The sequence below is a fragment of the Arthrobacter sp. C152 genome, assembly GCF_054890965.1.
The window spans coordinates 142352-159214 of the sequence record NZ_JBTZSU010000003.1 but is presented as its reverse complement, the minus strand read 5'-3'; the positions used below and the strand labels follow the sequence as shown (position 1 = coordinate 159214).

Below are 16863 nucleotides of genomic sequence, written 5' to 3'. Positions count from 1 at the left end.
CAGCCGAATCGTCGTCTGTATAACGGTTCGACTACAATCTATGGATGCCCTTTTCCAAAAACCTTCGCATCACCATGCCCGGAACGACATGCTGATAGGGCGACGGACATTCCTTGAGTGGATCGGGGCTGCAGCGATCACTGCCGGGATTCCCAGCATGATTGCCCGGGGCCCCGATCCCGCGCCCGCGCCGGACGCCGCCCCCGTCGCTGCCCCGGCTTCCTTCGTGGCGGACCCGAACGCCCGCTATGTGAGCAGCCGCGGGAACGACGCCAACCCGGGCACCCAGGCGGCACCCTGGCAGACCCTGGCCAGGGTCCGGGCCGCACTGGACGCCGGTGAAGTGGGGCGCGGCAATTCCGTCCTGCTGCGCCGCGGCGACGTCTTCCCCGGCTCGCTTCAGGTTCCTGCGCTGCAAGGTGCCGCGGGGGTCTTCACCCTTGGCGCCTACGGCACCGGCGCCCTGCCGCAGATCAACGGCTACAAGGTGAGCAGCGACGCGTGGACGCCGCACAGCCCCAACGTATGGAAGCTCGACCTGACCGCCGGGTCCGGACAGTACACCGGCAATACGGCCGGAACCTCGACCGATGTCGGATTCCTCAAGGCCGGCGGCGCCATCCACGGCTGGAAGCGGTGGAGCCTGGCCGAGCTGGCGCAGGACTGGGACTTCTACAGCGACGCCACCTACGTGTACGTACGGCTCGGCACCTCCCCGGGCGCCGGCGTCGAAATCGCCGTGAAGCAGCAGGGCTTCCGGCCCTCCTCCAACACCAGCGCCTCCAACCTGCACATCGTCGGCCACGGCGCGCACGGCGTGGGCTTTTACGGCACCCGGAACGCCCAGCTCACCGACTGCCTGATCGAGGAAATCGGCGGTTCGCGGATCTCAAAAACCACCCGGTACGGCAACGGCGTGGAGATCTGGATTGGCTGCGCGAACGTGCTCGTCCAAGGCAACACCATCCGGCAGACCTACGACACCGGCACCACCATGCAGGGCAACGTCGAGGGATCCAACGTTGCCTGGACGGACTGCCGGTTTGTTGGCAACACGATCGAAAACTGCAACCAGAGCCTGGAGGTGTGGTCCCGGGGAACACCGGCCGCGGGCACCGGCCATATCCGCTGCGCCTTCACCGACAACGAGTGCCGCGACGCCGGGATCTCCTGGGCTGCCGACATCCGTCCGGACCAGGCGGGCATGGGCACGCACCTGCTGACGTATGACGTGCAGCTGCCCTGCGACATCGAGATCACCCGGAACCGATTCATCGGCGCCAAGGACAACTTCGTGCGCTCCAGCGGCACCGGCCGGCAGATTCCGGCGGGCATCAAGACCCACGGCAACACCATCTCGCTGGCCAGCGGACAGAAGATCGCGTACCAGAATCCCGAAACGATCGAGCAGCTGGACGCCTGGCGCTCGCGCACCGGACACGAGCAGGGGTAGGCACCACGCAGCCCCGCCCCCGGCTCGCCCGGGTCGCCGGAACGGTGCGAACTCGCCGGAACGTTCCGGCGTCCTGGCACCGTTCCGGCGTTTGCGCGAGCGTTCACGCGGCCGTGGGCCCAGTAGGAGCCCGTGCCGGATATGGGGTCGGCTGTCGATTCCACTTTGGCACGGACGGAGGTGTTGGAGGTGCCTGCGGAAGTGCGCCAGACCAGCGCTGCCGTCGCGGCGACAACCGGTGAAGCCATCGATGTGCCGCTGAGGATGTCATAGCCCTCGGAACGGCCGTTCTGGGTTTCAAGTGTGAACAGGTGGTTCGGGAAGGTCGAATAGATGCTGACGCCCGGCGCCGCAACATCCACCCATCTTCCGTAGGTCGAGAAGGATGCCTTGGCGTCGTTGTTGTCGGTCGCGGCGACGGCGATGACGTTGGGGTAGGCACCCGGGTAGACCTGGGCCTGGGTCCCGGCATTGCCGGCGGCGGCCACGATCACCAGGCCCTTGTTCCAGGCGCTGTTGACGGCAGCCTCGAGGGTGCGCGAGGACACCCTCTGCCCCAGGCTCATGTTGATCACCTGCGCGCCATGCGTGGCCGCCCAGTCGATGCCCTTGGCGATGGCCGAGCTGGAGCCGGTCCCGCTGTCGTTGAGCACCTTGACGTCGAGGATGCTGCAGGCAGGACAGACACCGGCGACGCCGGTCTAATTGTCGGCGATCGCGGTGACGATACCGGCCGAACACCGCCGAGCGAGCGCCGCCGTCGTGCTTTCCACGCCAAAGCGTCGCAGCACCCGGCACTGCCCACCCTTCATTTCGTTCGTATTGCGAACAGTTGTCCGTCGAATGAACTTAGCGGTAGCCTCGTGTAGTACGCATGCCGTAGATCACTCCGCCTCGTGACGGAGCTCGCAGCGCGGGATGCCTTCTCTTTCCTGATCAATGAGGATTACATGACAACTTTTCCCTCCACCCGCGCGTCGCGCTGGCCGGTCTGGCTTTGCTGGCTCGCCATGGTCCTGGACGGTTTTGACTTGGTGGTGCTTGGCACCGTCATCCCCACGCTCATCAAGACCGGCGAACTTGGCTTCGACGCCGTCGGGGCCACGCTCGCCGCAACCATCTCCCTGGTCGGCGTAGGCCTCGGAGCCCTCTTCATCGCACCCTTGTCAGACCGCTTCGGGCACCGCAAACTGCTGGTCGTCTGCGTACTCTGGTTCTCGATCTTCACGATCTCCGTGATCTGGGCCCCCAACGTGGCAATCTTCAGCGCCTTCCGCCTGCTGGCCGGCCTGGGCCTCGGCGCCTGCCTCCCGGTGGCACTGGCCTACATGAATGACTACGCACCCGCCGGGTCGGCAGGCAAATCAACCACCCGGACGATGACCGGCTACCACGCAGGCGCGGTGGCGACGGCCTTCCTGGCGTTGATGGTGATCCCCGATTGGCGCACCATGTTCGTGGTCGGCGGCCTCGCGGGCTTCGCCCTCGTGCCTTTCCTGTGGTTCAAGCTGCCCGAAACGGTAGCGACGGCGGGCACCGGCCAAAAGCAGGAGCCGACCAGGTTCCGCGACCTGGCGAAGAAGCCGTACCCGCTGGTGGCCGCGGCAATTGCCGCCGCCTCATTCATGGGTCTCCTGCTGGTCTACGGCCTGAACACCTGGTTGCCCCAGCTGATGGCGTCGGCCGGTTACCCGGTCACGGCGGGCCTTTCCCTGCTCCTGGTGCTGAACCTGGGAGCCGTGGCAGGCCTCATCATAGCCGGCATCCTGGCCGACCGGCACGGAACCAAACCCATCGTGCTGCTGTGGTTCGGCCTGTCCGCCGCCTGCCTTGCACTGCTGAGCATCAAGGTTGGCAACGAGTTCCTGCTTAACGCCCTCGTCTTCGTCACAGGCGTGTTCGTCTTCAGCTCCCAGGTCCTCGTTTACGCCTGGGTGAGCCAGCTGTTCCCGGCCCGCCTTCGCGCCACCGCTCTCGGTTTCGCTGCCGGTGTGGGCCGCGTCGGCGCGATCGCCGGGCCCGCCGTGACGGGTGGTCTCGTCGCCGCAGGCATCGCCTACCCCTGGGGCTTCTACGTGTTCGCAGCGGCCGGCGCCCTGGCCGTGCTGGCGCTCGTGACGGTACCGCACGCCATTGCCGCCAGGCAGCCGGCACAGGAGCAGGCCAGCTGACTCTCGCCGCTGTCCGCGACGCCGGAACGGTGCCGGGACGCCATTCCGCTTCAGCGTCCCGGCAACGTTTCAGCGACTCAGGTGCAATGGGTAGCTGGGGAAATACCGGGCCTGTCCCCTAGAGTGAATCCACAGGAACGAGCCCACAGGACACGGGACCCGCATGGACTTCTACGCCATCAGCTCCCTGCGCGACAACCACGCAGGGTGGGCCCTGCTTCGCGCCCAGAACGCACCCCTGGCCCTAGCCTTTTTCATGGCAGCTTTCACCGGACCCAACCAGCGCAACCTGGGCCGGCAGCAGCTCATCGACGTGCTGGATGACGTCCTCTTTGGACTGCGTGACAGCGAGGGCGAAAACCGGTTTCCGCGCAGCGCCGGCGAGTACTTGGATGACTGGGCAGGCGATGAACGCCAGTGGCTGCGGAAGTACTACCCGGTCGGCGAGGACGAGCCCCACTACGACCTGACGCCGGCCACTGAAGACGTGGTCCGCTGGGTGGAGAACCTGCGCGGCCGGGACTTCGTGGCCACCCAGTCGCGGCTTACCAGCATTTTCGCCGTGTTGAAGCAGCTGGTGCAGCAATCCGAAACGGACCCCGAGGTCCGGCTCGCCGAGCTGCAGCGGCAGCGGGACGGGATCGACGCCGAGATGCAGCGGATCAGGGACGGCCACCTCCGCGTCATGACGGCGCCTGAGGCCCTCGACCACCTGCAGCAGCTCACCTCACTGGCGAAGGACCTGCTGTCCGATTTCCGCGAGGTTGAGCAGAACTTCCGCAAACTCGACCGCCAGGTCCGTGAACAGATCGCCACCTGGGACGGCACGCAGGGCGAACTGCTCGCTTCCATCTTCGCCAACCAGCAGGACATCAGCAGCTCGCTGCAAGGACGCACGTTCCAGGGTTTCTGGGATTACCTGATGTCCCCGCAGCTGCGCACCGAGCTGCAGGACCTGCTGCAGCGGGCCAGCCGGATCGAGGCCCTGGCAACCTCCGACAGCCTGCAGGCGGTAGCCACCCTGCACCAGGACTGGCTGCCGGCCGTCGAACAGACCCAGGCCACCGTCCGACAGCTGTCCCAGCAGATGCGCCGGCTCCTGGACGACAAGGTGTTCCTTGAGAACAAGCGCATCATGCAGCTGATCCGCAGCATCGAATCCGGTGCGCTGGGCACCCGGGAAGCGCCGCCGCCGGGCGTTTTCATGGCCATTGATGCGCAGTCGGTGGACGTGGCGCTGCCGTTCGAGCGGCCGCTCTACGAGCCCAGCCGGAAGGTGCTGGTCGAGGACGCGGTCGAAACCGCAGACGACACAGGCGTGGACGCGGGCGCACTGTTCAACCAGTTTCACGTGGACAAGGAACGCCTGCAGGCCAACATCGACGCCGTCCTGGCCGAAGCGGAGCAAGCCACCCTGGCCGAGATCACCGAGACGTACCCGCTCACGCAGGGCCTGGCCGAAGTGGTGGCCTACTACCAGCTGGCCACCGAATCGGACTGGGCCAGCATCAATCCGGAGGCATCCCAGCACCTTGCCTGGGAACTGCCGGACGGCACCATCCGCGAGGCCACCATCGAACAAATCATCTTCGGAAGGCCGGCATGAACCCCGCCACCTATGAGACGGAAACCAGCACACCGGAGGAACTGCCCGGCGTCGTCACCCGGCTGTTCAAAGGCGTGCTCTACGCCGAAACCGATGAAAAGGTGTGGCAGTCGCTGCTGGGCCTGACCTCCCAGGTCCGGGACTACGTGGCCGTGCTCGGCCTGGACCTGATCCTGGACGAATCCGAGGGCTACGCTTTCCTGCGTTCCCGGGAAGACCCGGACGGCACGCTTCCGCGGTTGATCGCCCGCCGTACGCTGACGTTCAACGTGAGCCTGCTGTTGGCCCTTCTGCGCGGCCGGATGTTGGAGTTCGACACCAACAGCAGCGAACTGCGGCTCATCATGACAGCACAGGACATTGCGGACATGGTCTCGGTGTTCCTTCCCGAGTCGAGCAATGAGGCCAAGGTCCTCGACCGGCTGGGTGCGGACATCAAGAAGGTGGTGGAACTGGGCTTCCTCCGGAAGCTCAAGGGGCAGGCGGACACCTACGAGGTGGCACGGATCCTGAAGGCCTACGTGGACGCACAGTGGCTGGAGGAATTCGACGCGCGGCTGGCGGACTACCGCGGCACGCTCTCGGGAACAGGGCCCGCCGGAGCCCATGAGATTGGGGAGGACAAGTGACCGCACAGCTTGGCAGCGACCTGCAGGAGAGCCTGTTCAGCCTCGACGAAACAGCGGACGACGCCGGCACTCCCCCGGGCTTCCGGCTGCACCGGCTCGAGCTGCTCAACTGGGGCACGTTCCACCAGGGCGTCCGGACGTTCCGGCTGGACGGGGCGAACAGCCTGCTGACCGGAGACATCGGCTCCGGCAAGTCCACCGTGGTGGATGCGATCACCACGCTGCTGCTGCCGGCGCACAAGATCGAGTACAACAAAGCCGCGGGTGCGCAGAAAAAGGAACGCTCGCTGATGTCCTACGTGCGGGGCTTCCACAAGAGCGCCCGCAGCACCGGCGGCGAATATTCGAAGCCGGTGGCGCTGCGCGGGACCGGCCAGCTGACCGTGGTGCTGGGCGTGTTCCACAACGCGGTGCTGGGGAAGTCTGCCACCTTGGGCATCACGTTGTGGGCCACCCAGGAAGCCGGACAGCCCAACCGGTTCTACTCGCTGGCGGAGGCGGACCAGTCCATCGCCGCCGACTTCAGCAACTTTGGCCAGGACCCCTTGAAGCTGAAGAAGAAGCTCCGGACTGCGGGCGCGTCCGTCCATGACACGTTCGAGCCGTACGCGGCAGCGTTCAAGCGGCAATTCGGGATCAGCGGCAACCAGGCCATGGAGCTCTTCCACCGCACCGTGTCCATGAAACAAGTGGAGAACATCACCTCGTTCGTACGCAGCAACATGCTGGAGGAGGACGACGTCGACACCCGGATCGCCAACCTGATCCACCACTTCGACGACCTGAAAAAGGCGCACCAGGCAGTGCTCCGGGCCAAGGACCAGATCAGCCTGCTCACGCCCATCACCGAGGGCGCCGCGCAGTACGCCACGTTAACGGCCGACGACGAACAGGCCCGCCTGCAGCGAGACCAGCTGCGCCCCTGGTTCACGGGACAGAAGCTCCGGCTGAGCCTGGAGCACCAGGCGGAACTCGAGCGGACCGGCACCCGCCTGGCTGAGGACGCCGCCCGGCTCAAGGGCGAGGTCAGCGGCCTGCGCCGGGACTTGACCGCCATAGAGGAGGACATCCGCACCAATGGCGGCGGCCGGCTGGCGGCCATCGACGCCGAGATTGACCGGTTGCATGCCGAATCCCGCAGCCAGCGGGCCCGGTTCGACAACTACGCCGGCGCCGAGGCCGAACTCGGGCTGCAGGTCCCGGAGGACCGGGTGCTGTTCGACGCCAACCGTGCCCGGCTGGCCGAGGTGGAGCAGGAGCTGGCCTCCCGGTCCACGGACCTGCAGGACCGGCGCACCGAGCTGGTCATGACCCGCACCGTCCTGACCGGCCAGGCCAGCGACCTGGCGGCCGAGCTCACCAGCCTGCAGTCCCGGCGCAACCTGCTGCCCCTCCCCCAGCTGCAGCTCCGCGAACGGCTCTGCGACGGCACCGGAATCCCGTCCTCCGAGCTGCCGTATGCCGGGGAGCTGCTGAAGGTCCGTGACGGGGAGTCCGCCTGGGAAGGTGCCGCGGAACGGACGCTGCACGGGTTCGCCCTCTCGCTCCTTGTCCCGGCGGAGCATTACGCTGCGGTAAGCACGTGGGTGGATTCGAACAACCTGCGCGGGCGGCTGGTGTACCTGCGGATCGGTGAGTCTCCTGCTGCGAAGGCGCCCGAACCCGGCACGCTGGCAGCCAAAATCGCCATCAAGCAGGGCACGCCGTTCCGGGATTTCCTGCAGGATGAGCTCAGCAGCCGGTTCGACTACTTCTGCTGCGACACCCTTGCCGACTTCCGCCGGTACCCCAAGGCGCTGACTGCGAACGGCCAGCTCAAGGGCGGGCGCGGCCGGCACGAGAAGGATGACCGCCGCGATCTCACGGACCGGCGCAACTACGTGCTGGGCTGGGACAATCACGACAAGATAGCCCGCATCCGCGCCGACCACGACGAGGTGCAGGGGCGGCTGCGCGTCACGGCCACCGAGCTGGGCAAGCTGGACACCGCCCTGGGCAACGCCGGCCGGCAGCTGACACAGCTGGGCATCGTCCGTTCCGTCGCCGAGTTCGGTGAGATCGGCTGGCAGCTCACGGCGCGCGGTATCGAGGACCTGAAGGCGGAGAAGCGGGCGCTGGAATCCACCAGCGATGTCCTGCAGCAATTGATGGCCAAGCAGACCGAGGTGACGAAGGCCGTGGACCGGCTGGACGAGAAAAACTCCAAGCTGCAGCAGCGGCTGGGCGCCAACGAAAAGGACGCCCGCGACATCGCCGAGGCCATCGCCGAATGCCGGGCGCTCCTGGCCGAGACGCCGGTGACGGACGACGCCGGGGTGCTGGCCGCCGTCGGACGCCTCACCGAAGAGGCGCTCGGCGACAAGCCGCTCACCTACCGGAACACCGGCACAGTGGAGAGCACTGTGCGTTCCGGGCTGACCGACCGGATCGACGCGCTGACCAAACGGATTGCACGGGCGGCGGAGGGCACCATCCGGCAGATGGCGGAGTTCCGGAACAAGTACCCGAACGAAACCACGGACATTGACGCGTCGCTGGAGGCCGCGGCCGACTACAACCGGCTGCTGGACCAACTGGTGGGCAACGACCTGCCGCGGTTCGAGGCTCGGTTCAAGGAATCGCTGAACCAGAACACCATCCACGAGGTGGTGGCGTTCAACGCGTTCCTGGACAGCCGGCGCCAGGACATCGTCACCAGGATCGGCGAAATCAACACCTCGCTGGCCGGGATCCCTTACAACACGGGCCGGCACATCCAATTGGAGTACCAGAGCACATCGGACCAGGATGTGCGCGAATTCGGCAGCGACCTGCGGGCGTGCTCCGAAGGAACCATCGGCGATGAGGACCAGTACTCGGAGCAGAAGTACCTGCAGGTGGAGCGGCTGATCGAGCGGTTCCGGGGCCGGGACGGGCTCACCGAGCTGGACAGGCGCTGGACGGCCAAGGTCACGGATGTGCGAAATTGGTTCACGTTCTCTGCCTCCGAGAAGTGGACGGAAACCGGAGAGGAGTACGAGCACTTCACCGATTCCGGCGGCAAGTCCGGCGGCCAGAAGGAGAAGTTGGCGTACACCATCCTCGCCGCGGCGTTGGCGTTCCAGTTCAGTCTCGGCTCCGGGAAGGGGGCCGGCCGCAATGCCGGGAGCGGGCGGAGCTTCCGGTTCGTGGTGATCGATGAGGCATTCGGCAGGGGCTCGGACGAGTCTGCACGGTACGGGCTGGAGCTGTTCCAGCGGATGAAGCTCCAGCTGCTGATCGTCACCCCGCTGCAGAAGATCCACGTGATCGAACCGTTCGTCTCGCACGTGGGCTTCGTGGCCAACACCAACGGCGACGACTCGCAACTTCGTAACATGACCATCCAGGAGTACCGCGACGAAAAGGAGCGGCGTGGCTCCTGATTGGACTTCCGCCGCGGACCTGCGGGCGCAGTCGCTGAAGGCCTGGAACAGCGGGGCTTTGTTGAGGGAACTACTGGAGCCCTCCGGTATCTATCCGCGGCGGCGACCTTTGAAACGTCCGACGGCGGCGCAGCTGTTGAGCGATTACGCGGCGGTTCGTGAGTGGGCGGCGGAGCTTTCTGCCGCGGCCGGGGCTTTCTCGCTGGAGACAGTGGAGGCAGGAAGGCGCACGGTTGGCTCCAACCGGATTCCGGCCGCGGCTGTGTTCGCCACGGTGCACGATGAGATCGCGTTCATTGGGAAGGCCCGGGAAGCGGCACGGTTTCAATCATTGGCGGCAGATCTTGGTGCGTTGGATTCCCGGTTTTCGGGCTGGGCAGCGCGGCGGCCTCTGAAGCTCCTGGAGCTGGGTGCGGATGCGGTGACTGCCGGGCGGGTGGCATTGTGGCTGCGGGAGAATCCTGCCCCGGGAATCTATGTCCGTCAGCTGGGGTTGCCTGGGGTGCACACGAAGTTCGTCGAGCGGAACCGCCAGGTCATCGACCAGCTGCTGTCCGCCGTCGGACGCGTTCCTGAAAGCGATACGGCGGACGGTGGGGACGACGCGTCGGTGTATGTCGCTGAGGACGTGGCCCTCGACGACGGGTCTGGGCGGACGCCGGCGGCAAGGTTCGCAAGGCGGCACGGGTTCCTGCATCCGCCGGAGCTGGTCCGGTTCCGCGTTCTGGATCCCGAGCTTGAGCTGCTGGGCGGAGCACGGGACATCACGGTGACAGCCGAGGCATTCAGTTCCCTGCGCCTGCCGGTGCACACACTGATCGCCACCGAGAACCAGGTGAACTTCCTGGCGCTGCCCGACCAGCCGGGAACATTAGCGCTATATGGCGGCGGCTACGGATTCTCGTCACTGCGGGACGCCGCCTGGCTGCGACGTTGCAAGGTCCAGTATTGGGGAGACATCGATACCCATGGCTTCCGGATCCTGGACCAGTTGCGGGCGATTCATCCGCATGTTGAGAGCGTGTTGATGGATGAGGCTACGCTCCTTGCGCACCAGGACGCGTGGGGCAGCGAGCCTACTCCTTCACGTGCTGTTCTAACGCGGCTGGAGCCAGCGGAGACGGCGCTCTATGAAGCACTGCGTGACGACACCTTTGGATCGAGCGTCCGCCTCGAGCAGGAGCTCATCAGCTGGGATTGGGCGGTCGAACGCATCAGCTGTAACAGGTGACGCTTTTCAATGATGGGTTGCGGTCAGCGCGCCAAGCCCAGAAAGACGGCGAGCGACTGCTCGACAGCAACCATGGTTTCGGAATCGATCCGGCCGATCCGCTGCCCCACATTGGATCGGCGTACGGTCGTAAGCTTGTCCACCATAATTTGGCTGGCCCGGTCCAGGCCGTTCAGCTTGCCGGGTTCTAAAGTCAATCTCAGGAGCGGCGCGTCCGTGAGGTGCGACGTTAGCGGGAGAAGTGTGACCGATTCTGATTCCTCGAAGAGGTCGTCTTGGATGATGAGCGCGGGGCGGGGCTTTTGGGCGTAGGTTCCGCCCGATACCGCCCACAGCTCTCCGCGGTTCACTCCGGCCAGTCTTCCGCGATCTGTTCGATGAAATCCTGATCGTCCGATGCACGATCGGATGCGGCGACCGCGCGCGCCTGGCGTGCTGCCTCACGCTTGAATTCGTCGGTACGCGCATCCGGAACCCACATCTGGATTTGCCGGAAGCCCCGCTCACGCATGGCCATCCTGTGCCTCGCCACGCGATCCCTAACGCTCATAGCATGAACGTTACATGTAACGCATCCGATTGTCATCGCCTCATGGCGGCCGCAGGACGTGATAGCGCGTCCCCCGAAAAAGGGCAGGAGGTGATGACGCGTCCCCCCAAAAGGGGCAGGAGGTGATGACGCGTCCCCCCAAGAAGGACAGGACGTGATAGCGCGTCCCCCGAAAAAGGGGCAGGAGGTGATGACGCGTCCCAGGGAAAGCAGCGTGAAGTGATGGGGGGGTTTGGGGAAAAGCTGCCAGACATGAGCGGGCGTCGCGGGAAAATGGGCAGGAGGTGATGACGCGTTGCTGGCGTCAGAGGGAGGCGCCGCCGCAGATCACGTAGTTCTGGCCGGTGATGGACTTGCCGTGCGGGCCCAGGAGGAATGCGGCCAGGGCGGCCACGTCCTCCGGGTCCACGAGGGCGCCCAGGGCCGGCAGCTTCACCGGGGTGGCGGCGCGGCCGGGGTCGTTCAGCATCGGGGTGTCGGTCGGCCCCGGGGAGAGGACGTTCACGGTGATCCCCCGGGGTGCGAGCTCCTGCGCCCACGTCCGGCCCAGCCCCATCAGCGCAGCCTTCGTCGCGGCGTAGTGGCTCTTACCCGGCATCCCCGTGGAGGTGCGGCTGCCCAGCAGGACGATCCGGCCGCCGTCGGGCATGGTGGGCACCAGCGCATTGGCCAGGACCGACGCCGCAGCGACGTGGACGGTGAACATCCCCGCCAGCGCCTCCGGGTCAAGGGAGCCCAGGTGGGCTGTCCGCTGGAACCCGGCGGCGTGCACGAAAGCATCCGCCGGCTCCAGGGAAGAGACCAGCGCAGCCAGCGACTCCGGCTCCGAGAGATCGGCCTGCAGCCACTCGAACTTCCCCTCCAAGGCGGACTCGGTCCGGCTCAGCCCGGTCACCCTCCACCCGTCGGACAGCAGCCGGGACGCGATCGCCTTGCCGATCCCGGAACTCGTCCCGGTCACCACCGCATGCTTGGAAAGACTCATGAATCCCCGCCCGGCGTGGTGCTGCCCTCGTAGGCCCACTGCGGGTCAACCCGGACGAACTTGATGGCCTGCCGGAAGTACGTGTACGCGATGTTCAGCGCACCGTCCGGGCCCTGGTGGATGGACGGGTAGGAGTATTCGCGGTTGAGCCCGTCGCGGGAGTTGTTGGACAGGCAGTATCCGTCCCCTACGTCGAGGTTCCGGCGGATGGGCCAGGTGCGGCCTGAGTCCTCGGAGATGGCCAGGGTCATCGGCGAGCGCGGGGTCCCCCAGAAGGCGCGCTTTACGCCGTCGTCGGAGGAGAAAGCCGCGGCGTCCGGTTCGGCGACGCCCTGCTCCTCGGCCAGGCCGTCGTCGTCAATCTCGTCATAAAGGGACAGGCGGCGCTCGGTGCCCTCCCCCGCCCGGCTGTGGTTGTAGACCAGCGCCAGGCGGCCGTCGGCGAGCGCAGTGAACTGGATGGAGGAGTTGTTGTTGGGCAGCTCGGTGGGGACGGGCTCGCTCCAGGTGGAGCCGTCGTCGGTGGAGCGGGATTCGTAGATCGAGTCGGCCCAGCGGCTTCGGAACAGGGCCAGCAGCGAGCCGTCGGCCACGGGCTGGATGTTCATGTGGACGCAGCCCAGGCTGCCCGGCAGGACGTGTTCGCTCCAGGTGGCGCCGGCGTCGTCGGAGATCATCACGGCGCTGTCGTCGCTGTTGCCCACCCACTTCTCCCCCGGCGTGGTGATGCAGCGGAAGATCGGGATAATCAGGCGGCCGGACTGCAGCACCACCGGCAGCTGGCGGACGAACACGCCACCGGTCTCGTTGGCCGGGAACAGGGTCTCAACCGGCCCCCAGGTGCGGCCGCTGTCCAGGGAAATACGACGGCGGACCTCGGCGGTGTCCTGGTTGCCCGCCTTCTGCGCGGTGTACAGCAGCCACAGGGCGCCGTCAGTGTTGGTGAACAGGATGGGGTTCTGCTCGGACCGGGTGGAGTCATCCGAGAGCTGCTCCGGTACGGACCACTGGGTGCTGCCCGGTTCCAGGGTGGAGAACCAGATGGAGATGTCCGGCACGCCTTCCTGGGTGCCGCCGAACCAGACGCAGCCCAGCCGGCCGTCCGGCAGGGTGAGCAGGTTGGCGGCGTGGCTCTGCACGGTGGGCGCGGGCAGGTAGGCAAAGTCGGCGCCGTCGGCCGTTTTGACAACGCCGTCCGGGGTGATGGTGCTGTAGCTGTCCGTGGTGGTGGTCATGATTACTGGTCTTCCTTGGACGTAGCGGCGTCGAGGTGGGACTTGGCGATTTGTTCCAGGTGCGTCAGGTCCGAGGCGATGGTGGTAAACGTGTAGCCCTGCTTGAGGCGCTGGTTGGCCACGGTCCCTGCGGGCGTGTGGATGCCGGCGGCGATGCCCGCGGAGGCTGCAGCCTCGGCGACGGTGTCCAGCGCTGCGTTGAATTCGGCGTCGACGGCGGGATCCCCGGGGAAGGCCCCGCCCACGGCGATGCAGAGGTCGGACGGGCCCACGTAGATGCCGTCCAGGCCCGGGGTGGCGCAGATTTCCTTGACGTTGGCCAGGCCCTCGGGCGTTTCGATCATGGCGAAGACCAGGGTGGTGGCGTTGGCCTCGGCGGGCACGGGCCCCACGCGCAGCGCCGAGCGCATGGGGCCGTAGGAGCGGCCGCCCAGCGGCGGATACTTGGCTGCCGCAACGGCCGCGGCAGCATCGGCGGCGTTGTTGATCAGCGGGACGATGACGCCCACGGCCCCGGCGTCGAGCGCCTTGCCGATCGCGGTGAAGTCGTTGGCCTCCACCCGGACCATGCCGATGGCGGTGTGCCCGGCGTCGATCGCCATCAGCCCGTTAAGCACGCCCGAGTAGCCGAGCAGGCCGTGCTGCGCGTCCAGGGCGACGTAGTCGTAGCCGAGGCGGCCGATGCGTTCGGTGGCCACGGGCGCGTCCAGCACCGCCCAGTAGCCCACCGCCTGCTCACGGGCGCGGATCTTGCGGGCGAATTCGAGGGCCAGGTCGGAGGTCATCAGAGTCCTTTGTCAGAAAGCGGGTGAGGGAAAAGTCAGCGGTTGTAGGCGGGCATCGGGCCGCGCAGCGAAGTGCCCACGGCGTCGCAGGCTTCGACGACGTCGGCCGGCAGGGGTCCGTTGGCGACGGCGGCGATGTTGGCGCGCAGCTGTTCCACCTTGGACCCGCCCAGCAGCATCGACCCGACCCCGGGACGGTAGGCGAGCCAGCGCAGGGACAGTTCGGCCAGCGACACACCAAAGTCGGAGGCGATGCGGGACAGCTCGCCGATCGCGTCGAACAGCTGTTTGTCCCAGTACCGCTGCGTGTACATGGCGGCGAGCTTGGAGTCGCCGTAGCGTCCCTCGGTGGGCTTGGCCTCGAAGCTGTGCTTGCCGGTGAGCAGGCCGCCGCCCAGCGGGTTGTAGACCATGGTGTGCACGTTGTGGGTGGCGGCGAACTCGAGGTATTCCTCCTCCAGCCGGCGGGCCACCAGGTTGTAGAGCTGCTGCGCGACGACGGGCCGCGGCGCCCCCACTTCACGCGCCGTGTGGATCACGTCGGCGATCTGCCAGGCGGCGAAGTTGGACACGCCCAGCGCCCCGATCTTCCCCTCTGCCACCAGCTCGGCCACCGTGGACAAAGTCTCCGAAAGCGGCGTGGCCCGGTCCGGCTGGTGCAGGTAGAACAGGTCGATGCTGTCCACGCCCAGCCGGCGCAGGCTGCCCTCGACGCTGGCACGCAGCCCCTCTGGTGACAAAGGCGAATGCGTGCCGTGGTCCGCATGCGGCATGCCGGCTTTGGAAGCCAGGATGACGCCGTCGCGCTTTCCCTTCAAAAGCCGGGCCAGCATCTCCTCGGTGACCCCGCCGACGTAGGCGTTGGCGGTGTCGATGGTGGTGATGCCGGCGGCGAGCGCCTCCTCCACCATCCGGCCTGCAGTGGCTTCATCGGCGGTGTCGCCGAAGGTCATGGTTCCCAGGACCAGCCGGGAGATGGGAAGTTTCAGGCCGTCCACCTGGGTGCCGTCGGGCTGCGTGCTCATGCGTTGATTCCTTGTGGTTGCGTTCGTGAAAGAGTTAAGAGTTTGCGAGGGCCAGGGACCGGACCACGTGCCGCGGTTTCAGGCCGGTCATGGTGGAGGGGTCCAGCGCCGCGCGGCGGAGCTTGCGGGTGTAGTCCTCCTTCGGTGCGGTCAGGACGGACTCGGTGGTGCCGAGTTCCACCAGCTTGCCGCGCTGCATCACCATGACGGTATCGCTGATTTCCTGCACCACGCCCAGGTTGTGCGAGATGAACACGTAGGTGATGCCGGTTTCGTCCTGGATGGACTTCAGCAGCCGCAGCACCTGGGCCTGCACGGAGACGTCCAGGGCGCTGGTGGCCTCGTCGCAGACCAGCAGCTCGGGCTTGGACGCAAGCGCCCGGGCAATCCCGATGCGCTGCCGCTGGCCGCCGGAGAACTCGGAGGGCCGCTTCTCCAGGGACCGGACAGGCAGGCCCACCTGGTCAATCAGCTTGGCCGCCGCCGCATGCCGCTCGGCCTTGGACCGGATGCCCTGCAGCGTCAGCGGCTCGGCCACGATCTCCTGCGCGGTCATGTGCGGGTCCAGGGAACCGTACGGGTCCTGGAACACCATCTGGAACTTGGAGCGCAGCGGCCGAAGCTTGGCCTCGCTCATGGCGGCGATGTCGGTCCCGTCCAGGGAGATGCTCCCGCTGGTGGGGGTCACAAGCCGCATGAGCGCTTTGGCCACGGTGGACTTGCCGCAGCCGGATTCGCCCACCACGGCGATGGTCTTGCCTTTGTCCACGGAGAACGAGACGTCGTCCACGGCCCGGAAGGTGCCGCCGGGCACGTGGTAGTCCACCACCAGGTTGTCGACGGCGAGGAACGGCTTGGTCATGGCTTGGCTCCGGTCTCGGTGAGGGCTGGGTCAGTGGTGGCACCGGCAGGGGCGCCGGCGGCGTGCCGGGCGGAAGGAGCAGCGGGGGTTTCGTCCCACTCCCCCAGCACGGGCACGGCGGCCAGCAGGGACTGCGTGTATTCGGTGGCGGGGTGGTCCACGATCTGCTGGACCTCGCCGGATTCCACGAAGGAGCCGTCCTTCATCACGTGGATGCGGTCCGAGATGAGCCGGGCCACGCCCAGGTCGTGGGTGATCATCAGGATGCCGATGCCGCGCTGTTCCTGAAGTTCCAGCAGCAGGTCCAGGATCCCGGCCTGCACGGTGACGTCCAGGGCGGACGTGGGCTCGTCCGCCACCAGCAGCTGCGGCTCGGACGCCAAGGCGATCGCGATCAGCACGCGCTGCAGCATGCCGCCGGAGAGCTGGTGCGGGTACTTCTTCAGCTGCTTCTCCGGCGTCGGAATGTGCACCTGCTCCAGCAGCCGCACGGCCCGGGCCTGCAGCGCGGCCTTGTCCTTCGCGGACGCGGCGCCGGCGATCCGAATGGCCTCGAACAGCTGGCTGCCGATCGAGTGCACCGGGCTCAGCGCCGTCATCGGGTCCTGCGGGATCAGCGCCAGGGTCCTGCCGCGCACCTTGTCGATGGCCTTGGGGTCGGCGGAGATGTCGACGCCGTCAATCACCACGGTGCCAGACAGCACCGCGAGGTCCTCGGGCAGCAGGCGGAGGATGCCCATCGCCGTCGTCGATTTTCCTGAGCCGGACTCGCCGATGATGGTGACCGTCTCGCCGCGGTGGATGCTGAAGCTGACGGCGTCCACGGCGCGGATGATGGCGGTGTCCGTGATGAGCTCCACCTGGAAGTCGCGGACCTCCAGCAGCGGCTGCTCGGTGAACTTCGGCTGCTCTGTGAAAGCATTCATG

At 66.7% G+C, this 16863-nt stretch carries 14 protein-coding genes and 1 pseudogene; 6 read left to right on the top strand and 9 right to left on the bottom strand.

Going from position 1 to position 16863, the window contains the following annotated elements:
- Nucleotides 1-157 precede the first annotated feature (157 nt).
- Complete coding sequence (locus ACYSM9_RS03440; protein WP_461855603.1) at nucleotides 158-1453, top strand: right-handed parallel beta-helix repeat-containing protein; 1296 nt, start codon at nucleotides 158-160, stop codon at nucleotides 1451-1453.
- A 149-nt stretch (nucleotides 1454-1602) separates the two neighbouring features.
- Here ACYSM9_RS03440 and ACYSM9_RS03435 read toward each other — a convergent pair.
- Nucleotides 1603-2139 (bottom strand): annotated as a pseudogene (locus tag ACYSM9_RS03435) (S8 family serine peptidase); the annotation flags it as partial.
- A gap of 264 nt (nucleotides 2140-2403) precedes the next feature.
- Here ACYSM9_RS03435 and ACYSM9_RS03430 point away from each other — a divergent pair.
- From ACYSM9_RS03430 to ACYSM9_RS03410, 5 genes are all read left to right on the top strand, one after another.
- A complete protein-coding gene (locus ACYSM9_RS03430; protein WP_461855602.1) occupies nucleotides 2404-3624 on the top strand; it encodes an MFS transporter in 1221 nt (406 codons plus the stop codon).
- A gap of 163 nt (nucleotides 3625-3787) precedes the next feature.
- Nucleotides 3788-5230 carry a DUF3375 domain-containing protein gene (locus tag ACYSM9_RS03425; RefSeq protein ID WP_461855601.1) on the top strand — a complete coding sequence of 481 codons (1443 nt, stop codon included), beginning with the start codon at nucleotides 3788-3790 and terminating at the stop codon, nucleotides 5228-5230.
- Nucleotides 5227-5859, top strand: coding sequence for a DUF4194 domain-containing protein (locus ACYSM9_RS03420; protein ID WP_461855600.1), 633 nt, complete (start codon nucleotides 5227-5229; stop codon nucleotides 5857-5859). The genes ACYSM9_RS03425 and ACYSM9_RS03420 overlap by 4 nt, the downstream gene beginning before the upstream one ends.
- Nucleotides 5856-9263 carry an ATP-binding protein gene (locus tag ACYSM9_RS03415; protein WP_461855599.1) on the top strand — a complete coding sequence of 1136 codons (3408 nt, stop codon included), beginning with the start codon at nucleotides 5856-5858 and terminating at the stop codon, nucleotides 9261-9263. Before ACYSM9_RS03420 ends, ACYSM9_RS03415 begins: the two co-directional genes overlap by 4 nt.
- Nucleotides 9253-10494, top strand: coding sequence for a Wadjet anti-phage system protein JetD domain-containing protein (locus ACYSM9_RS03410; RefSeq protein ID WP_461855598.1), 1242 nt, complete (start codon nucleotides 9253-9255; stop codon nucleotides 10492-10494). Before ACYSM9_RS03415 ends, ACYSM9_RS03410 begins: the two co-directional genes overlap by 11 nt.
- Before the next feature lie 23 nt (nucleotides 10495-10517).
- Here the strand turns inward: ACYSM9_RS03410 and ACYSM9_RS03405 are convergent, their stop codons facing one another.
- The 8 genes from ACYSM9_RS03405 to ACYSM9_RS03370 form a co-directional block, all read right to left on the bottom strand.
- Nucleotides 10518-10844: a type II toxin-antitoxin system PemK/MazF family toxin gene (locus ACYSM9_RS03405; RefSeq protein ID WP_461855597.1), complete on the bottom strand. Its 327-nt coding sequence runs from the start codon at nucleotides 10842-10844 to the stop codon at nucleotides 10518-10520.
- Nucleotides 10841-11044 (bottom strand): antitoxin MazE-like protein, encoded by a 204-nt coding sequence (locus ACYSM9_RS03400; RefSeq protein WP_461855596.1) that lies wholly within the window; start codon nucleotides 11042-11044, stop codon nucleotides 10841-10843. Before ACYSM9_RS03400 ends, ACYSM9_RS03405 begins: the two co-directional genes overlap by 4 nt.
- Before the next feature lie 304 nt (nucleotides 11045-11348).
- Complete coding sequence (locus ACYSM9_RS03395) at nucleotides 11349-12029, bottom strand: SDR family NAD(P)-dependent oxidoreductase (RefSeq protein WP_461855595.1); 681 nt, start codon at nucleotides 12027-12029, stop codon at nucleotides 11349-11351.
- Nucleotides 12026-13264, bottom strand: a complete 1239-nt coding sequence (locus tag ACYSM9_RS03390) for a sialidase family protein (protein WP_461855594.1) — start codon at nucleotides 13262-13264, stop codon at nucleotides 12026-12028. Before ACYSM9_RS03390 ends, ACYSM9_RS03395 begins: the two co-directional genes overlap by 4 nt.
- Nucleotides 13265-13266: 2 nt before the next feature.
- Nucleotides 13267-14049: an HpcH/HpaI aldolase family protein gene (locus ACYSM9_RS03385; RefSeq protein ID WP_461855593.1), complete on the bottom strand. Its 783-nt coding sequence runs from the start codon at nucleotides 14047-14049 to the stop codon at nucleotides 13267-13269.
- Between the two features lie 35 nt (nucleotides 14050-14084).
- On the bottom strand, nucleotides 14085-15074 hold the full coding sequence (locus tag ACYSM9_RS03380) for an aldo/keto reductase (RefSeq protein ID WP_461855592.1): 990 nt from the start codon (nucleotides 15072-15074) through the stop codon (nucleotides 14085-14087).
- Between the two features lie 34 nt (nucleotides 15075-15108).
- Nucleotides 15109-15936: an ATP-binding cassette domain-containing protein gene (locus tag ACYSM9_RS03375; RefSeq protein ID WP_461855591.1), complete on the bottom strand. Its 828-nt coding sequence runs from the start codon at nucleotides 15934-15936 to the stop codon at nucleotides 15109-15111.
- Entirely contained in the window at nucleotides 15933-16862 is a 930-nt protein-coding gene (locus tag ACYSM9_RS03370; RefSeq protein WP_461855590.1) for an ABC transporter ATP-binding protein, read from the bottom strand. The genes ACYSM9_RS03375 and ACYSM9_RS03370 overlap by 4 nt, the downstream gene beginning before the upstream one ends.
- Between the last annotated feature and the right edge of the window lies 1 nt (nucleotide 16863).

Coding starts and splice junctions, on each gene's coding strand:
- ACYSM9_RS03440 (WP_461855603.1), top strand. CDS start 158: ATGATTGCCCGGGGCCCCGATCCCGCGCCCGCGCCGGACGCCGCCCCC.
- ACYSM9_RS03430 (WP_461855602.1), top strand. CDS start 2,404: ATGACAACTTTTCCCTCCACCCGCGCGTCGCGCTGGCCGGTCTGGCTT.
- ACYSM9_RS03425 (WP_461855601.1), top strand. CDS start 3,788: ATGGACTTCTACGCCATCAGCTCCCTGCGCGACAACCACGCAGGGTGG.
- ACYSM9_RS03420 (WP_461855600.1), top strand. CDS start 5,227: ATGAACCCCGCCACCTATGAGACGGAAACCAGCACACCGGAGGAACTG.
- ACYSM9_RS03400 (WP_461855596.1), bottom strand. CDS start 11,044: ATGAGCGTTAGGGATCGCGTGGCGAGGCACAGGATGGCCATGCGTGAG.
- ACYSM9_RS03395 (WP_461855595.1), bottom strand. CDS start 12,029: ATGAGTCTTTCCAAGCATGCGGTGGTGACCGGGACGAGTTCCGGGATC.
- ACYSM9_RS03390 (WP_461855594.1), bottom strand. CDS start 13,264: ATGACCACCACCACGGACAGCTACAGCACCATCACCCCGGACGGCGTT.
- ACYSM9_RS03385 (WP_461855593.1), bottom strand. CDS start 14,049: ATGACCTCCGACCTGGCCCTCGAATTCGCCCGCAAGATCCGCGCCCGT.
- ACYSM9_RS03380 (WP_461855592.1), bottom strand. CDS start 15,074: ATGAGCACGCAGCCCGACGGCACCCAGGTGGACGGCCTGAAACTTCCC.
- ACYSM9_RS03375 (WP_461855591.1), bottom strand. CDS start 15,936: ATGACCAAGCCGTTCCTCGCCGTCGACAACCTGGTGGTGGACTACCAC.
- ACYSM9_RS03370 (WP_461855590.1), bottom strand. CDS start 16,862: ATGAATGCTTTCACAGAGCAGCCGAAGTTCACCGAGCAGCCGCTGCTG.